General features: G+C 39.5%; 19 protein-coding genes and 1 pseudogene. 3 read left to right on the plus strand and 17 right to left on the minus strand.

Translation table 11 applies throughout. From position 1 onward, the window contains the following. Positions 1-16: 16 nt before the first annotated feature. From WJP93_RS09505 to WJP93_RS09540, 8 genes are all read right to left on the minus strand, one after another. The gene (locus WJP93_RS09505; RefSeq protein ID WP_066562030.1) at positions 17-868 is read right to left on the minus strand and encodes an MBL fold metallo-hydrolase; all 852 of its coding nucleotides are present in this window, start codon (positions 866-868) and stop codon (positions 17-19) included. Between the two features lie 257 nt (positions 869-1125). Further along, on the minus strand, positions 1126-3366 hold the full coding sequence (locus tag WJP93_RS09510) for a glycoside hydrolase family 2 TIM barrel-domain containing protein (RefSeq protein ID WP_227101532.1): 2241 nt from the start codon (positions 3364-3366) through the stop codon (positions 1126-1128). Between the two features lie 207 nt (positions 3367-3573). After that, positions 3574-4521, minus strand: a complete 948-nt coding sequence (locus WJP93_RS09515; protein WP_337547945.1) for a DMT family transporter — start codon at positions 4519-4521, stop codon at positions 3574-3576. A 75-nt stretch (positions 4522-4596) separates the two neighbouring features. Then, positions 4597-5925, minus strand: coding sequence for an MATE family efflux transporter (locus WJP93_RS09520; RefSeq protein WP_337547979.1), 1329 nt, complete (start codon positions 5923-5925; stop codon positions 4597-4599). A gap of 147 nt (positions 5926-6072) precedes the next feature. Beyond that, entirely contained in the window at positions 6073-6399 is a 327-nt protein-coding gene (locus tag WJP93_RS09525; RefSeq protein ID WP_337547947.1) for an AzlD domain-containing protein, read from the minus strand. Continuing rightward, complete coding sequence (locus tag WJP93_RS09530; protein ID WP_337547948.1) at positions 6383-7093, minus strand: AzlC family ABC transporter permease; 711 nt, start codon at positions 7091-7093, stop codon at positions 6383-6385. Before WJP93_RS09530 ends, WJP93_RS09525 begins: the two co-directional genes overlap by 17 nt. A gap of 116 nt (positions 7094-7209) precedes the next feature. Continuing rightward, a complete protein-coding gene (locus WJP93_RS09535) occupies positions 7210-7677 on the minus strand; it encodes a low molecular weight protein-tyrosine-phosphatase (protein WP_308732417.1) in 468 nt (155 codons plus the stop codon). A 203-nt stretch (positions 7678-7880) separates the two neighbouring features. Beyond that, positions 7881-8219 (minus strand): DUF3795 domain-containing protein, encoded by a 339-nt coding sequence (locus tag WJP93_RS09540; RefSeq protein ID WP_066558810.1) that lies wholly within the window; start codon positions 8217-8219, stop codon positions 7881-7883. 181 nt (positions 8220-8400) lie between these two features. On the opposite strand from WJP93_RS09540, the pseudogene WJP93_RS09545 reads away from it, so the two are divergent. Both WJP93_RS09545 and WJP93_RS09550 read left to right on the plus strand, forming a co-directional pair. Then, a pseudogene (locus WJP93_RS09545) lies at positions 8401-8526 on the plus strand (transposase); the annotation flags it as partial. A gap of 212 nt (positions 8527-8738) precedes the next feature. Beyond that, a complete protein-coding gene (locus tag WJP93_RS09550; RefSeq protein WP_337547950.1) occupies positions 8739-9782 on the plus strand; it encodes a YeiH family protein in 1044 nt (347 codons plus the stop codon). 103 nt (positions 9783-9885) lie between these two features. On the opposite strand, the gene WJP93_RS09555 is transcribed toward WJP93_RS09550, so the two are convergent. The 5 genes from WJP93_RS09555 to WJP93_RS09575 all read right to left on the minus strand — a co-directional run bounded on the left by WJP93_RS09555 (position 9886) and on the right by WJP93_RS09575 (position 15757). Next, positions 9886-11334: a glycoside hydrolase gene (locus tag WJP93_RS09555; protein WP_337547951.1), complete on the minus strand. Its 1449-nt coding sequence runs from the start codon at positions 11332-11334 to the stop codon at positions 9886-9888. Between the two features lie 151 nt (positions 11335-11485). Next, positions 11486-12517: a LacI family DNA-binding transcriptional regulator gene (locus WJP93_RS09560; protein ID WP_337547953.1), complete on the minus strand. Its 1032-nt coding sequence runs from the start codon at positions 12515-12517 to the stop codon at positions 11486-11488. A gap of 100 nt (positions 12518-12617) precedes the next feature. Then, entirely contained in the window at positions 12618-13451 is an 834-nt protein-coding gene (locus WJP93_RS09565; RefSeq protein WP_066558797.1) for a carbohydrate ABC transporter permease, read from the minus strand. After that, positions 13451-14293 carry a sugar ABC transporter permease gene (locus WJP93_RS09570; RefSeq protein ID WP_227101543.1) on the minus strand — a complete coding sequence of 281 codons (843 nt, stop codon included), beginning with the start codon at positions 14291-14293 and terminating at the stop codon, positions 13451-13453. Before WJP93_RS09570 ends, WJP93_RS09565 begins: the two co-directional genes overlap by 1 nt. A gap of 108 nt (positions 14294-14401) precedes the next feature. After that, positions 14402-15757, minus strand: coding sequence for an ABC transporter substrate-binding protein (locus WJP93_RS09575; RefSeq protein WP_337547981.1), 1356 nt, complete (start codon positions 15755-15757; stop codon positions 14402-14404). Between the two features lie 520 nt (positions 15758-16277). Here WJP93_RS09575 and WJP93_RS09580 point away from each other — a divergent pair. Then, positions 16278-17273 (plus strand): AEC family transporter, encoded by a 996-nt coding sequence (locus WJP93_RS09580; RefSeq protein ID WP_262539022.1) that lies wholly within the window; start codon positions 16278-16280, stop codon positions 17271-17273. 83 nt (positions 17274-17356) lie between these two features. Here the strand turns inward: WJP93_RS09580 and WJP93_RS09585 are convergent, their stop codons facing one another. From WJP93_RS09585 to WJP93_RS09600, 4 genes are all read right to left on the minus strand, one after another. Continuing rightward, on the minus strand, positions 17357-18712 hold the full coding sequence (locus tag WJP93_RS09585) for an MATE family efflux transporter (protein ID WP_337547957.1): 1356 nt from the start codon (positions 18710-18712) through the stop codon (positions 17357-17359). A gap of 17 nt (positions 18713-18729) precedes the next feature. Then, positions 18730-19353, minus strand: a complete 624-nt coding sequence (locus WJP93_RS09590; protein ID WP_337547959.1) for an NUDIX hydrolase — start codon at positions 19351-19353, stop codon at positions 18730-18732. Between the two features lie 25 nt (positions 19354-19378). After that, complete coding sequence (locus WJP93_RS09595; RefSeq protein ID WP_337547961.1) at positions 19379-20764, minus strand: MATE family efflux transporter; 1386 nt, start codon at positions 20762-20764, stop codon at positions 19379-19381. Between the two features lie 73 nt (positions 20765-20837). Further along, positions 20838-21872, minus strand: coding sequence for an alcohol dehydrogenase (locus tag WJP93_RS09600; protein WP_337547963.1), 1035 nt, complete (start codon positions 21870-21872; stop codon positions 20838-20840). Positions 21873-21874 lie beyond the last annotated feature (2 nt).

The raw sequence follows: 21874 nt of genomic DNA on the forward strand, positions 1-21874 counted from the left end.
TTATCACTGTGTATAATCAATGTGTATACAAATAAGGCTCACCATTTCTTAAAATATGCCATGCGCGATTTGGCTGCGTATGCTCCATATAATAAGCAAACAATAAAGGATTTTCTTCATTGCCGCACATCATATCATAATGTGTTGGAATAACAGTTGTACAATCAATCTCTTTTGCAAAAAGAGCCGCCTCCTGAGGTGTCATATTACCAATAATATCACGTGACTCTCTAACCCAATCTCTGCCATTGATTGGCAAAAAAGCAAGATGAATAGGGCCAGCCTTGCAAACATCTGTAACAAGACGGTCTGTTGCAACTGCATCTCCGCAATGAAGAATCGTAATATCTCCCATATAAAAAACATAGCCAAGTGCTTTTTCATTACCATTTGCATCAGCACGATACACATCATGTGGAACTGCTACCGCAGTCACTGAAATATTTTGAAACAATTCCAGCTGCTGTCCTTGCCGGATTCCCGTCACACGATCAGCAAATGATGCAATACATTCTTGAATTTCATCTAAAATCCCTGTCGGAACAAAAAACTTTACATTTGGATGAGAAGCCGCTAGTTTGCATATAGTGTCTGGCTGAAAATGATCCAGATGATTATGTGTACAAAATACAGCATCCACAGAAAAATTAGCATCTGCTGAAAATGGTGGTTCAAAATGTGTGCGACAAACACCATCCTTTCCATAAATTGGCTCCAAAACTGGATCAATCAAAATAATTTTTCCATTATATTTCAGAAAAACACCGCATTGTCCAATTCTCCAGACTGCAACAGAATGACTTGTAGTCTCCTGCTCGCTCAGGGAATGAATAAGCGCATTTCCCCTATAAAACCAATTTTGATCCATATAAAAACCCTCCCAATATATTTTCAATCAAATTATAAAAAGCACCCGCATAAACTGCCGCAGCAGCTGCGAGTGCTAATACACCTGCTATACGTTTTCCAGTTTTTCTTATTTGTACTGGAAATAGTATAGCACTAATTATATCTATTGTCATCCTATTTTCTATACACTAGTTTCTATTGTGATATTTTACATTCTATTTACACAATACTTTCACGACTAATACAGCAAGCGTTACTAAAACTTTTTTCATTTTTTTACTTCTTAATCTTAATCAGTCTTGCATTTAAACTTTCGATAAAGCCATCTTGGATTCCTGAAATCATATTTGTCATCGCTTCTGGCTTCATCGTTTTCAACATATCCCACATGCCAATGCCAGGCTTAATATCAAAATTAGTTGCCAGCTTGAGTGCTTTTGACGTAATTTCCAAAGCTTCTTCATTTTTAGAAATTTCTTCCATAGTATCGCGTACACTATAAAAGCCCTCTGGAAATTCCATTGGTGCCTTCAAATCAAGACTTCCCATCTGCTTAAACCAATTGGCAACGCCCTCCTGACGCTCATTAAACTCTGGAAGTGTATAGCTGTCTGGTTCTTTTTCAACCTTTTCCAGCGTAATGCTATCCTTCACCTTATCTGTCACTGCAAGCAGTATATTAATTCCTTCATCCAAGGTCACCGTAAAGTGGAAAATACGGTGCTCCGTCTTTGTTCCAACCTTTTTACCATTGCAGTACAGAGTCACGCTATCCTGATTAGAATAAATCTTCACCTCAGTAGTCTCACCTGCGCGCTGTGCATGACGGCGTCCTGCAATATGTACCATCGGCTCTTTACTCCAATATGCCTGGTACACGTAAAAGCTGTCTTTACGCGTTTTACGGTCAATCGTGACAAGTCCTTTATTATTGCGTCCACGCACTCCGCCTTCATTTCTGGCAGCACATCCAAAATCAAACATATTCCAGACATGACTTGACCAGATCCATGGGCGATCCTCAAACACCTGTGCCATGTGTTCATGATACAGTGCCTGATATTCTTCCGTATAATCCTTACACTGAGGCTTATTGCTATGCCAATTAATAATGCCCTCACAGCCATATTCAGAAACACCAATGCAAATATCTGGATTATCAGCATGGAACTTATCTAACCATGGTGCATTGTCCTCAATCTTACCACCATACCATCCAAAATAGTGATTGTAGCTTTCCACGTCAGTAATATGATGCATAGGACCAGAAACAGGTGTAAAACTAACATGTGCAATAGTTGTCAGACGAGTAGGATCAAGCTCCTTACATAATCTCTGCAAATCATGATGGCAGTCTACCAGCTCCTGACTAATTCCACCAATAAGAATCTCATTTGAAATACCCCAGAACATAATAGACGGATGATTATAATTTTGAACAATCAGTTCAGTCAGTTCACGGCGACAATGCTCATGTGCATCTTTTCCAGATTTGAACACACTGATAAACGGAATCTCAGCCCAGACTGCAAATCCCAGTCTGTCACAAGCACCATAAAAATCCTGACTATGCTGATAATGTGCCAGACGAATCGTATTAGCCCCCAGTTCCTTAATAATCTTAGCATCCTGAACATGCTCCTCTGCAGTCAGCGCATTTCCTTTATAAAGCCTGTCCTGATGACGCGATACACCACGAAGTGAAACAGCCTTGTTGTTAATAAAAAATCCACCATCCGATGTAACAGAATAACTGCGTACACCAGTATTTACATGAATTTCATCATATGTCTCGTTGTTTTTCTGCAGACGGGCAACTACTGTATACAAATTTGGCTCGTCCATACTCCACAGCTTCGCATCTGGAACATAGATTGTCACTGCAGTATCATCTGCCGGACGAACAGCAGCAGCGACCTCACATCCACATGCATCCTCAATGCTGTACATAACAGTAAAACAGTCCTCTTGGTTAGTAACAAAACTTTCAATTTCAAAAGTTGCACCGCCGTCTTCTGTTGGCTTTGGTGTCACTTTGATGCCAGAACCTCCGTAGTAATCCAAATCAAAATGAGTATGAGGAACACTGATTAGATTAACACCGCGATACAAGCCACCATAAAAAGTAAAGTCTGCTGAAGCAGGATACATTGAAGGCGTATCTTCGTTACTAACCTCAATTGTCATCTCGTTGTTTCCTTCCTTACACAAATCTGTGATATCGGCACGAAATGCAGAGAATCCACCCTCATGCGTAACAGCAACTGTTCCATTCACTTTGACAACAGCTGCTAATGCTGCCGCCAAAACTTCAACATAAACACGACCACCCTCTAACGGCTGCTCTGGCTTAAGAAATGTGCAGCGATACACACCTGTAGTGCGCAGATAACTGCCGTTGCCATCCATACCATCCACCGCATTCCAAGTGTGTGGTAATGTAACCTTTTCTGCCAGACGCTCTCCTTTAGGAAAAGACAATGTCCAGTTCTCATCGAGTGAAATTAATTTTCTCATAATAATCCTCCCTTTATTCTATATAAAATAAAATTTTACTTATATTTCAATTTCATCTCATATATTTCCCCTAAAAATTTTGCTCATTATAACTAGTATATCAGCAAATGTCGCTATTGTCATTCTTTTTTTTACAAAAAAACTGGCAGACATATGCATATCATCCCTTAGATCTTATGCATTCATCTGCCAGCTATATTTTAATTATTATTTTTCCGCAGCTTTATTAATGTTTACAATACTAATTCCTATGCACACAAGTACAAGTGCTATAAGTGCATTGATTCCAAGCTCCTTGCTGCCTTCACGGAGCCACCATGCTGATAACAATACACCAAATACTGGATTTGTAAATCCAAAAATGGCAACCTTTGATACAGGATTATATTTAAGAAGGATTCCCCAAATAGAATATGCCACTGCTGAAATGCATGCAAGATAAAATAGCATAAGCATTGCATTTACTGATACATGTGTTATTCTTCCACCCATTATCAGTCCAAGAATTACCATTACAATTCCACCGAATATAAACTGATAACCGCTGAGCATAACTGGATTATCCTTTTTAGAATAATTTTTCATAAGGCAGGATGAAACCGCATATGAAATAGCGCATAAAAATAAACTTCCGTCACCCATAAGACTTAAGTTCATATCTATTTTCTGACCATTCATGCTTACAACTATAACTCCGGCAAAACCTATCACACAGCCTGCTACCTTTTTAAGATTAAGCTTCTCCTGTCTGAAAATAAGGCTTGATACAAGTATTACAAAAAATGTATTTGATCCATTAATAATAGATGCCTTTACACCACTATTATGAGCAAGTCCAATATAAAAGAAGATATACTGGAGTATTGTCTGAAATACTGCTAATTTAGCGATGCTTGGAACTGAGCTTTTTGTAGGAAGAAGAAGCTTGCGGTTTAATGCGCTTCCGATCAGTATCGTAAGGATTCCTGCAAATACAAATCTGATACCTGCAAATAATATCTGTGTCCATGTTTCGCTTGATGGTATTTCGAATAACACATATCCAAGCTTAATACATGGCGAAGCACTTCCCCACAAGAATGTACATACTAATGCCAGTGCACATACCACCCATGTTTTTTGTAAAATTTGTGTTTTACTTTCTGAATTCCCCATTTTTCTATTCTCCTGTGTTTTTTTCATGAGAAGCCATTGTAACATATAAATGGGGAAATTGCAAGGTGTAAAAAATCAGCCAACCAATGCCTTATTCTTCCATTTCCCGCTATAGTAACGAAAAACTGGAACTACACATCCACAGCCCCACGATAATGGCGTAGCAATCCAAATTCCCATTTCACCTAAATGTGGGGCAAGTAGATACGCAAATGTTATTCTTCCTGCTAGTTCTGTGAAACCTGCTATCATACAAGTATTAGCATCACCTGCTCCGCGAATAATGTTCTGATAACTTTGCATCACAGCGCAAATCAGGTAGGCAATTCCCATCACAGTTAAATACTGTGCACCTACTGTCACAGCATCTTGTGACTGATCTGTTCCAAGAAAGAGTCGCATCAACTGTTGTCCACAAAGCATCGCTGTTGCTGCAATAATAAGTGCTGATACAATACTCATAAAAAGAGTGCAGTGCAAGCCTTCCCTAATACGCTTAAATTGGCGATTTCCAATATTCTGACTTGTGAAAACAGAAAGTGCAGAGCCAAGTGAAGTGATAACCTGAATTGCAATACTATCTATCTTAGCTGCTGCAGTATAGCCTGCCATAACTGATGTACCAAAAGAATTTATCAAACGCTGTACGCTCATGCTTCCAATTGAAATCAAACAGGATTGAAATGCAGTTGGAACACCAATTTGAAAAATCTTTACTGTCATATCACGATCTGGCTTAGTCAAAATTCCCACTAAGCCAAATTCTTTTCTCTTTTTGTACAGGTAGAACAAGCAATATCCTGCAGACGCATGCTGTGCAATGACTGTTGCAATTGCTGCTCCTGCCACCTTAAACGGAATTACAACGATTAATAATAGATCAAGCAAAATATTAATTACAGATGCAATAATCAGCGCTGTTAATGGTGTCTTGGAATCACCAAGACTCCTAAGCACGGCAGATGCACCATTGTATGCTACGCTTCCTCCAGTAAAAAGAAGCAATATTCTCATATACGTTACCGAATAGTCAATTACATCCTCTGGAACACTTAGAAGCCGTAAAAAAAATGGACACGCAAACACGCCAATCAGCATTACTACAGCCGTAAGTATTCCTGCTATCCATATGATTGATGTCACTGCTCGTCTCATATTGGAAAAATTTCCAACACCAAAACACTGCGCCACCAAAATACCTGCTCCATTACAAAGTCCCATTACAAGAGACAGCATAAAAAAAGTTAGACTGCCTGTACTGCCCACTCCGGCTAATGCCTGCTCTCCTAGGTATCTTCCCACAATCATTACATCAACTAGATTATACACCTGTTGGAACACACCACCTATTAATAGTGGAACGGCAAATCCCACAATTAAAGGCATGGGCTTTCCTGTTGTCATATTTTTCACTTGTCCAATGTCCTTTCTGTAACAGCTTGGCTTTCATTTATCTGCCATTTGTACAAAAGTACGATATCACACATAAATATAAGATACAATGGACAATCTCACAAAAATTTATCCTATCTTACACTACTTCTTATATTCTCATATTACTGAAATCATGCAAATATAGACAGCTGTACCTGATATAATGCTAAGCAGCGTATTATGTTTCCATTTATAGCTTATTGCAGTTGCTAACACGCCTGCCATCTGCGCGATTCCAATATGCTTTTGATCAGTCGTTATATCTCTTAGGCAATATACAATCAGAACTGCCATAATTAGCGGCGGCAGTGCTTTTCCTAACTGCTCTAACCACACAGGCATTTTGCATTTTCCGCGAAAAACAGCAAACGGAAGCGCACAAAGTCCAAACGTAATAATTGCACACATTATAATAATTAAAAAAATTTCAATAGGATTTCTCATAATGCACCTCGTTTTTCTCTTTTCTCTGCCATAAAAGTAAAATGCCAGATGCAATAATCAATGCCGGCAAAATAAAATTGCTTTTTCCAAAAAAGAGCAGACAAATAATCCCTGTTCCAAGTCCAATCAATGCTGGTATATGACTCTTTGCTTTCTCCCATTGATCCATAAAAATAATAACGAACAAAGCTGTCATACAAAAATCAATGCCATCTGGAATCTGACCTAACAGCTGACCAAATAAGCCTCCAAGTATTGTTCCTGCCATCCAGTAAATTCTAGAAAACAATGCGACAAAGAACATTACCTGTCTGCGATTTGTGACTTCTGGTGAAAGCGTACAATTTACCGCATACGTCTCATCTGTCATCGTATGTATCATATACCATTTTGCCTTGCCCATTGCCTTAAAGTCTTTCAGAAATGTCAGGCTGTAAAAGCTTTGACGGCTATTCATAAGGAATGCCGTAAGCGCAATCGTAACAATTGATGCACCACTCTTTAGAAATGTGATTAATACAAACTGGAATGCACCCGTATATATAATAAAACTCGTGAATAATGCATAGTACCAAGCAAACCCTGCTTTTTGCATCAAAAGTCCATATCCAAATGCCACACAGATATAGCTAAAAAAAATAGGAAGTGACTTCACAAGCGCTTCCCGTATGCTGTTTTTCATTTCGCGTACCATACCTTTTCTTTTCTTTTTCTCTTTTATGATACTTTGCGAAATGTCTTTTGTCCAATCTGAAAGCAAAATAACCTGTTATAGGATTTTTCTATGATTGTACACAGAAAACCTTTTATTTATTTCTCAACCAAATGTTTAAGCAGCCCTTCACAGCCTCTGACAATATCTTCATATGTGCGTCCAAACTCACCCGTGTACCATGGATCTGCAATATCACCTGGATCATTTGCAAACATAAGAAGTTTGTAGATTTTGTGCGCAGGATCACCGCCTGCGATACGAATCATATTAGAAATATTTTGATCGTCCATACCGATCAAATATTCATATTTTTCGTAATCTGCACGACACATCTGTACTGCCCTCTTTTTGTCGCAAGAAATTCCATGACGAGCTAACTCCTTTTTAGCTGGCGGATATACTGGATTTCCGATTCCATTCCAAATTTCCTCTGTACTAGTTGCTGCTGACTTAATTAAAAATTGATCTTCCAAACCATGTTTTTTGACCATTTCTTTAAAAATAAATTCAGCCATTGGGCTGCGGCAAATATTGCCGTGGCAAACGAATAAAACTTTTATCATAATCTTTTCTCCTGATCTCTTAAAGGCGCATTATATTTTTTCAGTTGGAATACCATCTGTAGCCACCAATCTCTAACTTCGTAAAGTGATACTCCCGCGCGCGTTCTTGGCTTCTCTGGTAACTCGAATAACCGTTTTGTTCGTGTAGCAGACCGCTTTGCAACCTGAATAGTATAAAACATAGTATGTCTCCTGAAAAATTTTTATTTCAGGTTTTCCAAAACAAACGGGCTGTTTACGGCGATTTGCCCCAGCGTCGGACATCCATCCATCTGCCCGCAGTCTGCACAGGTATCCAGTCCCTTTTCCCGGACACAGTTATGTACGGGGCAGAGCTTATCACAGAAGGGCGTTTTTGCACCCTCTATGCGGCAGCCGATGCAGTTTATCATTTCCGGCGTAATCGTTACCACATTGAGTTTTGTCCACAGGACAGCAGTTTTTTCACGCATGGCATTGTCGTTTGTGAGCGTTGCGATACGGGCATCGCATTTTTCGCAGTCCAGCCCGCAGCAGCCAATCAGTTGATTTACATTTTTCATAGTTTTTATCATTCCTTTCGCTTCGCTCAAGGCACAAACAAGTGGGACATTGAGCCCGGACTCTTATCATTGGTAATAAACCATGTTTATTCAGTCGCAGGGTTTCACAACTGGCTTATTGAGAATAATTGCTATCATGTTTGTATGGAATCCACCGGAAAGTATTGATAGCTCCACGATTGTTCTTGCAGAAACAGGCGTTGATATGAACATTTTTGATGATGCAAAACATTTATGCTCATGGTGTGGGCTTTCGCCTGCTAACAACGAATCTGTCGGAAAAAAAAAGTCCGTCCGAATTGCCAAAGCCGGCGATTAACTGAAACCGATGATGGTTCAATGTGCTCTTGCTGCAAAAGCCTTTTACCTAGCTACCACTCGTTAGTTTTAACATTGCCACTTATTCACGATTATGTCAAGCCTATTATTTATCCTAGCATTATCAAATTTTTATTTACATTATTATTACACAGTGATACAATTTTATAGTTACAAAAAACCAAAGAAAGGAATTTATAAATGAATTTTATTAAAAAAAATGGAATTGGTATTCTTCTTTGTCTTGCAATTGCTATTCCATCATGGTTCTTAGGAAAAATATTTCCAGTGGTGGGAGGCGCTGTTATTGCAATCATAGCAGGAATGATTATCACAATGTTTTGGAATGATAAGAAAAATGCAGAGGCAGGAATTAAGTGGACATCAAAAATAATCCTTCAGACTGCAGTTGTTTTACTTGGATTTGGAATGAATCTCGGAGTAATCTTTCAGACAGGAAAGCAATCGCTGCCGATCATTATTTGTACTATCACAACATCTCTTGTTATTGCGTGGATATTGAAGAAAGCTTTAAAAGTACCTGCAAATACATCAATACTTGTAGGTGTTGGCTCTTCAATCTGCGGCGGCTCTGCTATCGCAGCAACTGCACCTATTATTGATGCAGATGATGATGAAATCGCCCAGGCAATCGCAGTAATTTTCTTTTTCAACGTACTTGCAGCCATCTTCTTCCCTATACTTGGCAAAGCAATAGGATTTGATACTGTTCATGGTGATGCATTTGGTATTTTTGCAGGAACAGCAATCAATGACACATCATCTGTAACAGCTGCCGCATCAACATGGGACAGTATGTGGAATCTTGGAAGCGAAACATTAAATAAAGCAGTAACCGTAAAACTTACAAGAACACTTGCCATAATACCTATTACACTTGGATTATCATTTATACGAGCTCAAAAAAAAGCAAAAGAAGGAATGAAAGGTTCAAGCTTTAGTTTAAAAAGAACATTTCCAATGTTCATACTTTATTTTGTGATTGCAGCAATAATTACAACAATCTGTGTACATATACATAATGGAATTGATGCGCAAGTATTTCATCCAATTAAGGAATTGTCAAAGTTTATGATTATTATGGCTATGGCTGCCATCGGATTAAACAGCAATGTAATCCAGCTCATCAAAACAGGTGGAAAGCCTATTATTATTGGTGCGTCATGCTGGTGTGGAATCACAGCTGTAAGTCTTATTGTTCAGCATATCATGAACATCTGGTAAAAATACAAGAAGAGCAGCACGTATCATCATCGATACATCTGCTCTTCTTTTTCAGCATTTGCTGCTATTTTTGCCTGAATTATTGCTTTCTTGTCCAGTGTTATTATCTTATAACAAACGTTGTTATAGAATTTTCCTTAAGTTCTGTTTCAAAAATATTTTCAGTAAGTACACTAGATTCAAGCCGGTTCCAGTGTTCTCCATTCTCAATCGAACCACTTGTGCGAATTGGACAAATTTTTGCCCCTTTCAGTGCAAACTCATCTAAATCAACCTTGCAAGATTGTTTCTCATTTGTATCATTGACCATCACAAGAACCAGCTTTCTCTCCTCTTGATTCCATGACGCTATGACATGTTCTCCTGCCTGAATAATAGTATCATTCGGTCTAATATAACGCGAAAACTGTCCCATCGCATAATACTTCATACTCAAAATAATCTTTTTCGAATCGTGATCTGCCGTTGCTAGTCCCCAATAACCGCCTGTATAATCTGGTTTTCCGCTGTCTTTATTTCCCATATAGCCATCACTGCTAATGTGACTGTCAATTACCTGCCATAAAACCCAAGCTGCTGGGAGAAGTCCATTTATATCAGAAATAATCTTGTTTGCCAGCCACAGTGCTGCCCCCATCTCCCCTGCATTGAATCCTGATGTATCGCCACCATCAACTTCTGACATCCACAAGTTTTTATAATAGCTTTGCGCAAGTTTTCTAAGGCCTTCATTATCACCTTCTAAGTAACTATGTATGTCAATACGAGCTATTGTCTCTCTTGCTGCCTCACTAAGACTGTTAATACTATTTATCTGACAATCAATCCCTGTCTCGTCCGTTCCAGATATTAAAATATCATTTAATCCTCTTTCATCCAACGCTTTTCTTAATGCTATAATCATAACAGACTGTGATTCACCAGGATCAAAATGGCATCCTTCCTGCTTATCGCTTAGCGCATGCCAATATTCAGTATCAGGCTCATTCATCGCCGTCATACTCTGAAAATGGATGCCCCATTCTTTTGAAAAATGTTGTGCAACATCAGCAAGATATGAGGCAAAGGCACCATACGCATCCTCGCGAAGATTATTTTCCCACGCATTTACTGAACCACTTGAGCAGCCCGAATTAGTCATGAAATATGGAGGTGAATTTGAAAATCCTTCAACAATCAAATCCTTTCCATAACATTCTGCTACTTTTATTAATACATTTCTCTGATTCTGATCGGCATTCCAGTCATATGACCAATGATATCCATTAGCATCATGGGAAGGATTTATTGCATACCCAGGCACCATCGAATCTGTTCTTGTAATATGATGATGAGTTGGATCATCTCCACCGCCAATGTTATAGCGAATAATATTCAGCCCAAGACCTTCTTTAGGGTCAAAAAACAACTTTGCAGCCTGCTCTGACAGCTCATCCAAATAGCCAATTCGATTTGGCCACCAACAAAAGCTAGTTCCCCATCCCTCAAATTTCCCACCATTAAACGGTGAACATCTTCTCAAAGACAAATGACAATCAATAAATGATACCATTTATTTTCCTCCCTTTCTAACTCAAAATTGAATTAAAAACTACCTAATCTTTTTTATAGCATATCACAATTTATGCGAAAATATCAATATATTTTTGCATATTATAAGTGCCACAGAGACATTTATTTATCCCTGTGGCACTTAATGTTTGTTAATTTAATTTTTTCACTGATTCTCCTGGTACTAATTCACCTTCAAAAATCAACTGCTGAACATTCGTCTTTTTCTTTATGCTGTCAAAAAGAAGTTTGATAGTTTCTCTTGCCATTGTTTCTGCTGGCTGCCGTATTGTCGTAATGGAAGGATTATAATAAGCTGCCATTTCTGTTCCGTCAAAACCTGCCACAGAAATATCCATCGGTACTCTTTTCCCCGCATCAATCAGAGCCCTAACTGCACCAATTGCCAAGCTGTCAGAAATAGCAAAAATTGCCGTACAATCTACTCCTTCTTCCAAAAGTGCTTTAGTCATGCGGTACCCACTCTCCATTGAATAGTTATCCAATTCTGGATCCATATGACGTATCCGTCTTTCGTCCACTGGAATATTATGAGCTTCCAGTGCTTTTTTATAGCCTGTCAGACGAAGTGCACCTATACTCACATCTTCTTTATATGAACAGAGAAGTGCAATCTTTTCATGTCCCTGGCTTATAAGGTGCTCCGTCATGCGGCAGCTCTCCTTTACATCATCTACTGACACAAATGAATAATCATTTTTGTATTCTTTCCCCAAAAGGCTTACAGTACTTAAAACAAAAGGCACTGGGATCTTTTTCAGCTGCTCTTGTGAATGGGAGGCAATACCTCCCAAAAATATAATTCCTCTCAGTCTCTTCTCTTTTTCCAGTTCCAGAGCCACTTCTGTTTCATCCTGCCACGCATCTACATGCTGAAGAACCAGCGAATATTTCTTTTTCTGGATCTCTTCTTCAAAAACCTTGATCATGCTATTAAAAAATGGATTGCTGATTCCTTTAATCAAAATGGCGATGGCTCTGGCATCGGAACGCTTCAAGTTGCGTGCACTGTTATTTGGCACATAATTATTTTCCTTGATAACCTGCATTATCATCTCTTTCGTCTCTGGGTTAATGTCCGGATGATTATTAATTGCCCTAGATACTGTACTGACTCCCACACCGCAAACACGTGCCACGTCCTTGATCGTAATACATTCCATGCCTTCACCTCCTTATTCGTTTCTTTATTTTCTAAATTACATTCCGAAGGTCAAGTATAGTCGAACTGTCCGATTTTTGCAAGAATCTTTTTGTCTGTAATCAGCCTTTTACTGCACCAGCAACAACACCTTCGATGATGTATCTCTGGCAGAAGAGGTAGAAAATAATGATTGGGATGATGGCAAGAACAAGAACGCCCATCATGGCACCCATATCAACAGAACCATAACCGCCTTTAAGATACTGGACAGCAATCGGAATAGTGATGTATTTTTTCAGATTCAATACAAGGTACGGAAGCAGGTAGTCGTTCCAAATCCACATAGTCTGAAGAATTGCAACTGTCACACATGTTGGCTTCAAAACTGGAAGCACTACACCAAAGAAAGTCTGCAGCGGATTGCAGCCATCGATCATTGCTGCCTCTTCAATCTCTATTGGAATAGACTTGACAAAACCAGTAAACATAAATACTGAAAGGCCGGCTCCAAATCCAAGATAAATGATCCACAGTCCCCATGGAGTGTTTAATCCCAATGAGTTTGCTAACTTTGACAGAGTGAACATTTCCATCTGAAAAGGCACGATCATAGCAAAAAGACAAAGATAATAGATTGCCTTAGTCAATGCATTTTTTACACGGACAATATACCATGCGCACATGGAGGTACACAGAATGATCAAAAATACAGAACCAACGGTTATAACCGTACTCCATTTAGCACCCTCAAAAAAATTTGCCTGTTTGATACCGCGAACATAATTTTCCAGTCCTACATACATTTTTCCATTAGGAATGTCAAAAGGCTTTCGGCTAATGTATGCCTTCTTCTTAAAGGAGTTAATAAAAACAAGCATGATCGGAAAGATATATCCGATAGAAATAATACTGAAAATGGCAGTGAAAACTCCACCGTGTTTTACTTTTTTCATTACTGCTGAACCTCCTTTCTTCTAGTCAAATAGTTCTGAGTCAGTGCAATCACTGTAACAAGAATGAAGAAGATTACTGCTTTTGCCTGACCGACACCTTCATAGCCAGTTCTTCCATAGAAGGTATAGAAAATATTCAATGCAAGCATCTCAGACATCTTGGAAGGTTCTCCATTTGTAAGAGCCAGGTTTTGGTCGAAAAGCTTAAATGAGTTTGTAAGTGTTAAAAATGTGCAGACGGTGATAGAAGGCATAACCATCGGAATAGTAACTTTTTTAAGGATCTGCCACTTTGTTGCACCGTCAATCTCAGCTGCTTCAATCAGCTCACCAGGAATATTCTGAATACCTGCAATGTAGATAATCATCATATAACCAATCTGCTGCCAGCACATTAAGATGATCAAACCCCAAAAGCCATATGTCGATGAATATGTCAGGGTACGACTAAATTTCATCAGGATACCGTTTAACAGCAGCTGCCAAATATAACCAAGTACGATACCACCGATCAAATTTGGCATAAAAAATACAGTACGGAAAATATTTGTTCCTTTAAAGCCTTTTGTCAGTAAAAGTGCCACTGCAAATGCCAGCACGTTAATCAAAATTACGCTGACTACCGTAAATGCCGCCGTATACCAGAACGCGTGGACAAATGTTTCATCTGCAAAAACCTTGGCATAATTAGCAAATCCGATGAATTTTGCATCATTGACTGTCGTAAATTTACAGAAGGACAGGTAAACACCTTCTACAAAAGGAATTATAAATCCTAGTGTAAACGCGATCATCGTAGGAAGCACGAAGATCGGAAAATATCTCTTGATTGCTTTTTCCATAATATCACCTTTCTAAGTTAAGGTTTTGTCGGATAGGAAACCCGGGGAAGCTTCCTATCTGGCAAAAGAAAGGCAGGCGATCCCTCGCCCGCCCCTTTCGTCACTGCTTTATTCTGCCTCGGTTGCTGCCTCAGTATCTGCTTCAGTATCTGCCTCAGTATCTGCTTCAGTAGCATCCTCTGCTTCTTCGCTGTTCATCTCAGCATATTCAGTTGCCCAACCATCAACAAATGCGGTCTTCACTGCATCCCAGTCGCCAGTTCCCTGTGCATACTCAAGAAGTGCGCTGCCTACACCGTTTTTCCAGTTCTCAGATGGCATTGTGGTGAAGCACCATGCAACAGACTCTTTACCTGCTTCAATATACTCATTTGCTGCAGCTACTAACGGATTCTGTGCCTGATATTCATCTGTGAAGGTATCAAACGGAGTTACAAATCCCATGTCCTGAGACAGAGAAGTTCTTCCAGCATCGCTAGTGATTACCCAGTTCAAGAAGTCGAGTGTTGCCTGAATATCTTCCTCAGATGCCTGATTATTTACGCACCAATAGTTCTCACTTCCAGTACACAGGCCCTGATTTTCCTCTCCATCTACACCAATGTAGATTGGAAGCATACCCAAATCTTCGTCTGCTACTTCGTTGTCTTTGATATCATTGTAAGCCCAAGTACCATTCTGATAGAATACTGCCTCGCCAAGTGCAAACTCAGAAGCTGCATCCTCACCAGTCTTGCTGGAAAGTACAGTCGGCTCACATGTAGAATCTGTGATATACAGATCAAAAATCTGCTTGTAGTTATCAAGATATGTTCCCTTGATCGCATCAGTTGAATCGATACCGTCTGCTTTGTACTCATAGTAGATCGGCAGGTTTGCCAGATGTGTCTTAAATCTCCAGTCAGAAGAAGAATCAAATCCTGTGGAAGCGAAAGCACCTTCAATTCCCAGATCATCTTTCTTTGCCTGAATATCATCTGCTACTGCTTTCAGAGTTTCAAAATTGTTAATCTCATCAACGGAAGAAACAACAGCTCCATCAGTTGCAATATAATCATTCAAAAGTTTCTTATTATAAATCAGACCGTAAGTCTCGATTACATAAGCGATACCTGGTACAGATCCGTCATCATTCTTCAGTGCGAAATCATCGCTCTTTAAATGCTTGTAAACTTCGCTGTCCTTCAGATCATAGCAGTAATCCTTCCATGTAGCCAGACCAACTGGTCCATTTACCTGGAACAATGTCGGAGCCTCTGACTTAGCCATCTCAGATTTCAGAGTAGACTCATAAGTTCCGGAAGCTGCTGTAACAACATCTACCTGTACGCCAGTCTCTTCGGTGTACTTTTCTGCCAGGTCCTTCCACTGATCTGCCTGCTCAGGCTTGAAGTTCAGATAATAAACTGTTCCTGTTGCCTCGTCTGCTGATACAAGTGTAGCTGGGAGCATACCCATTGCCATGGTTGCTGAAAGTCCAAGTGTTGCAATTTTCTTTACATTCTTCATTTTGAAATCCCTCTTTCTTTCATAAAATAAATGAATAATTGTTCCGACTGGAATGTTCTGGAAACGTTGTCAGTAACGTTTCCGGTAACGTTTCCGGTTGATGGCTTTATACTATCACCAATTAGATAGTTTGACAAGTGTTTTTTTACAAAAATTTGTTTTTTGTTTATTTTATTCAGTTCAGTCGTGCATTTTTTGTGTAGTTTTTACATGTATCAGATTCTTTTATTCTTGATATTCAAAATATATTACGTGATTATAGACATGGCGACAAAATTGTTACTATTCCCAATATTTGCACCGAAGGGCTTTCGTAACATGACGCGTGAACAGTAACGAGTTTTCACGAGGCGGACCAATAAAAGCAACAATCATCTTGCAGATGAAAATAGTATATGGTATCATTTCCGTGTAAAACAAAGCTGCTTTTTAATTTAGTCAGCTTTCGATTTAAAAATCAAAAGGAGCAACAAAAATGGACAACTTTATATTCAGCATCAATGCAACTCTTCCGATCTTTTTAACCATGGTTCTCGGACTTGTATTTCGTAAGATCGGTGTGTTTGATGATGCATTTACTAACAGAATGAACAGCTTCGTATTTAAATTTGCGCTTCCTGCATTGCTGTTTGAAGACTTATGGGAAGAAAACTTTTATCAGGCCTGGGATGGGGGCTTTGTACTTTTTTGTTTCTGTGCCACTCTTGGCTGCATAATTGTTTCTACTGCTTTGTCATCCTTTTTGAAAGATAAATCTGACCGAGGTGAATTTATTCAGGGTTCTTACCGCAGCAGCGCAGCTATTCTTGGCATCGCCTTCATCGTTAACATTTATGGACAATCCGGCATGGCACCACTTATGATTATCGGAACTGTGCCGCTTTATAACATTTGTGCAGTAGCAGCACTGACGCTGACTTCTCCGGCACTATCATCTGCTAAAAGTGATCCAGCCTCTGAAACTTCAGCATCAAAATCAACTTTAGTTTCTAATAGTGACCGCCTTTTTCGTACTGTAAAAGGCATAATTACAAATCCAATTATCCTAGGAATTGCTGCGGGTTTTGCCTGGTCACTTCTTAAACTTCCGCATCCGACCATCCTTCAAAAAACAGTACATAACCTCGGCGTACTTGCCACACCGCTTGGTCTGATGGCAATGGGAGCATCTTTCGACATCAAAAAAGCCTTCTACAAATTAAAACCATCAATAGCATGCGCATTTCTAAAGCTTATCGGCTATTCTGGCATTCTTATGCCAGTCGCTATTGCTCTAGGTTATCGAAATGAAGCACTTGTTGCCATTCTCGTTATGCTTGGATCTGCCACAACGGTCAGCAGCTACACAATGGCAAAAAGCATGGGACATGAAGGTACACTAAGTGCCAGTGTCGTCATGCTTACAACACTTTTGTCTGCATTCTCACTAACCGCTTGGCTGTTTATATTAAAGACAATGAGCTTCATTTAATGTTTTGTATTTAACAGAATATTTTTATCTAAAAAGGAGGCTGCGCTGTTGTGAACAGCGTTGCCTCCTTTTGATGATCATGATCACTCAAAATCTCTTGTAATATTTGTAAGCCATTTGCCTCTGAAATAGTGAATGAATACTGCCGGCATTTTTTCAAACTCATCCAAAGTCATTATAAAATATACCCAGATTGGTGGCAATTTGAAAACATATGCTGCAAGGAATGTGAGCGGAACTGCAACAAGCCACATAAATACAGAATCTATGATCATTCCGAATCTGGAATCACCGCCGCCTCTAAAGCATCCGCATATAAGACAAGTATTGATTCCTTCTCCCAAAAGGCGCCAGGTTGTCATAATTATAAAAATGCCAAGGTAATAAATGGCTGTCTCTGTCAGCTTATCACGATAGAAATCAAGTATCAAAGGGCGAATTGCCAGAATAATAACGCATCCGACCATACTTACAATAGTCGTTATTCTAAGCATACGTTTTCCATACTCTCTGGCTGTATCAATGTGATCCTGTCCTAACTCCTGGCTGACAATAATGGTGGTAGCATTAGCAAAACCACGACAGGCGATAGCACCAATATTTACTACCATGACGGCAACGGCATTTGCAGCTACCATATCATCTCCAATATGGCCAAGGATTGCTGCGAAAGCTGAACTGGCAAAACTCCATACAACATCATTTATTACGGCTGGACTTGCAATCTTCATAAAATCCTTGAACAGAATACCAGACTTTGAGAAGAAGTATTTTATTCTAAATCTGACATCAGAACTGTTTAATGAGTAGATAAGACAAATGAGTACTTCTACCATTCTGGCAATAACAGTACCAAGAGCAACACCAGTGACTCCAAGCTTCGGAAGTCCAAACAGACCAAAAATAAATGTAGCATTACAAAGTACATTGACACAAAGAGAAACAACGTATGTAACAGAAGGCAACATTATTTTTCCGATACTTCGAAGAGCACTCATAAAAACCTGAGAGAATCCCATAAACACAAACGAAAATGAAATCACCCTCAAATACTCACTGCCGGCAGCAATCGTATCAGGACTGTTTGTAAAAATCCTCATGATCGTAGTTGGCATGGAAAATGAGATAATGAAAAATATCAAAGAACTGATCAGTGATATTCGTTCTGCCAGACCAAGAATCTTCTCTACTGTCTTTTTATCACCCTTTCCCCAGTACTGAGCACATAACACCGAAGTACCTGTGGCCATACCGTAATATAAACAGAAAAGAATAAAAGTATATTGGTTAGCAAGTGATGAAGCCGACATAGCAGTCTGGCTTACATATCCAAGCATTACCGTATCAGCAATGTTTACTAATGTTCCAATCAAATTTTGAATCATGATTGGAAATGCTAATTTTGATGCGTATTTTAAGAAATCTTTTTTATTAAGCATACAAACGTTCTTCCTTCTTATTTTAATCCTTTTTCGCTAAATTTCAAATTAGATAGTCTCCCGCGAAATTTAACTTGCATCTTCTCGCACAGCTTCGCATATACGTGCTCCACAAACCATGGTTCTGTTGATTTCTCTGCAATCTGATCTACACGAATCCAGGCAACTGCACTATTTTCCTCTGGGCGATTCTGCACAGCATCTTTTGGGTCTGCCTCCATCAGATACGTCACATTTAAATGAAGATGTGTAGAAACATAGTGTCCTTTTTTCATATGACCGTCCACAGACAAAATTTCTATCGAAAATGGCTCATCTAATAGAAATTTTACATGTGTCAATCCAGATTCCTCCATGACTTCTTTTTGTGCTACATAGTGCAGATCGGCATCACCATCTGCGTGACCACCAAGCCACGCCCAGGAATGATAGATGTTGTGATATGCCATCAGCACGCTTTTTTTGTCTGGACTCACTACCCACGCAGATGCAGTTAGATGGGCAATTTCATTTTCTCTTGTAAGAATGTCTGAGCCACTCTCAAACCACTTTAATAAAATGGCTTTGTCATGCTCCTCCTGCTCGTTAAACGGCATGAATTTTTGAATTTGCTGTTCAAGTTTAGATAACTCTTTTGTCATTTAGTGGCATATCCTTTCTCTTTTTTTATTGTAACACATTTTTCGAATTTTGCTTCTCCATTCTCTTTAGTTCTGGAAGAATGGTGCACAGCATCACAACAAGGCACAGTGTTCCGCCAATTACATTTGATGCGGGCTCCGCAAGGAACACTCCTGCCGTTCCCATGTGAAACATATATGGCATCATATACGTGAGTGGTACAACAATAAAGACCTTGCGAAGCAGTGAGAAAAAAATTGCCTGTTTCTTTTTATTCAACGACTTGAATACGGTCTGTCCAATATATTGAAAATCCATGCAGATAAATGCAGCAAAATATTGTTTTAATGCCGGAACTGCATCCTGCATCAAAGCCGCATCAGAGCTGAAAATTCCAATCAATACATTTGGGAATAAAATAATAATACTCCACATCACTGCTGTATAGCCAAGAATCATAGTACTCATCACTGCCATAGCTTTTCGCACTCGCGCTGGACGACATGCACCATAATTGTAGCTTAAAATTGGGGAAGTGCCCTCATTCATTGCATAAATTGGAGTCTCAACTAGCTGACGCACGCTTGACACAATCGTCATAACAGATATGTAAATATCGCCGCCAACATCTGACAAAATATTGTTGCAGCAGATAGACACCAGACTGTTTGTCAGCTGCATAATAAATCCTGCCGTACCAAGGCTCACAATGTTTTTTGCGTAGCCTATGCATTCAGAGAACTCTTTTTTCTTTAAAAAGCGAACCTTCAGCTCAGATTTTCTTGTCAAAAAGACAAACACAAATAATGCAGATAACGCTTGGGAAATTACGGTGGCAATCGCTGCCCCCTGTACTCCAAATCCCAACACAAAAATAAACAGCGGATCGAGCAAAAGGTTTGCTACTGCACCAACCGCAACTGAGGTCATTCCAATAGTGGAATACCCTTGTGCATTAATAAACGGATTCATACCTGTCGCAATCATAGACGGCAGCGTTCCAATCAGATAAATCATCAAATACGGATATGCATAGACAAGCGCATCAGTTGAGGCACCAAATAATACTAGAAGCGGTCTGGCAAATATAAAGCCAACTGCCATCAGCACTACTGCGCATACGCAGACCATCGTAAAAGATGTATTCATCACATTTGCAGCTCTTTGCGGCTCACCCTTTCCTCGATAAATCGAAAATAATGGTGCACCGCCGCTTCCAAACAAATTGCTAAATGCTGTGATCACCACAATTAGTGGAAAACAAAGTCCAACCGCACCAAGAGCCGCCGTTCCAACGTTTGGAATACGAGCAATATAAATACGATCCACAATATTATACAAAAGATTTAAAATCTGAGCGACAAGCATCGGAAGCGCTGCTCCTAGGATATTTCCAGTCACAGTTCCGTGTTCAAAGTCAATTCGTTTCATAACGAGAAAACCATTCCTTTTCTTTCTTTTTCAAACAAAAAATATATTTTTTTCATATAATGGTCGTCCCATATCAGCATTCCACTGCAACCTTTATCACTCCATCTTTTTTATTTTCAAAAAGATCATATGCTTCTGCTATTTTGCTAAGCGGATATGTATGCGTGATAAGCGGCTCTGTATCAATTTTTCCCTCTGCAATCAGTCTAAGTGTCTCTTTGCAGTCACAGCCATCCACTCCGCCTGTTTTAAATGTAAGATTCTTTCCATACATATCTGGAAGCGGCAAAAGCTGCGCCTTCTCGTAAAGAGCAACTATCGTCACAATCGCATTTGGTCTTGCGCATTCCCAAGATAAGCGAAACGTTGATTCTGCTCCTGCAACCTCAAGAACAACATCTGCTCCGCCGTGATCACTGTTTGCCAAAACGAAGTCTGCACATGCTTCTGGTGAAACTGTCATTACCTCAGGATAATGCTCATTAATAAAATGAATCCTGTTTTCATCTTTTTCACATAAAATGATTCGCTTCGGCTTCTTTAACATGACACAAAGCAGCGTACAAATTCCTGTCGGCCCAGCACCGATGATTAACACTGTATCATCCTCTGTAATCTCAGAAATACGTGCTGCCCAATATCCTGTGGCTAAAACATCACCTACAAATAAAGCCTGCCTGTCAGTAACACCTTCTGGAATTTTATTCAGGCCCTGATCAGCAAACGGTACGCGCACATATTCTGCCTGACCACCATCAATACGACAGCCCAATGCCCAGCCACCATTCTCGTCGGTACAATTATTTACGTATCCCTTCTTACAGAAAAAGCATTCACCGCAAAATGTCTCTACATTAACTGTCACACGATCTCCCGGCTTAACATTTGTTACTGCGCTGCCAACTTCCTCAACAACACCTACCATCTCATGACCTACTGTTATGCCAGGAACCGCACGAGGAACACTTCCATGTTTAATATGCAAGTCGCTTGAACAAATGCTAGCAAGCGTTACCTTCACAATTGCATCTCTCTCATGCATAAGAACTGGCTTTGGTTTTTCCATTAATTCAAATTTTCCTTTTGAAACATAAGTATATGTCTGCATTA

This window comes from Anthropogastromicrobium sp. (assembly GCF_037349415.1).
In the GTDB taxonomy this organism is placed as follows: domain Bacteria; phylum Bacillota; class Clostridia; order Lachnospirales; family Lachnospiraceae; genus Anthropogastromicrobium; species Anthropogastromicrobium aceti.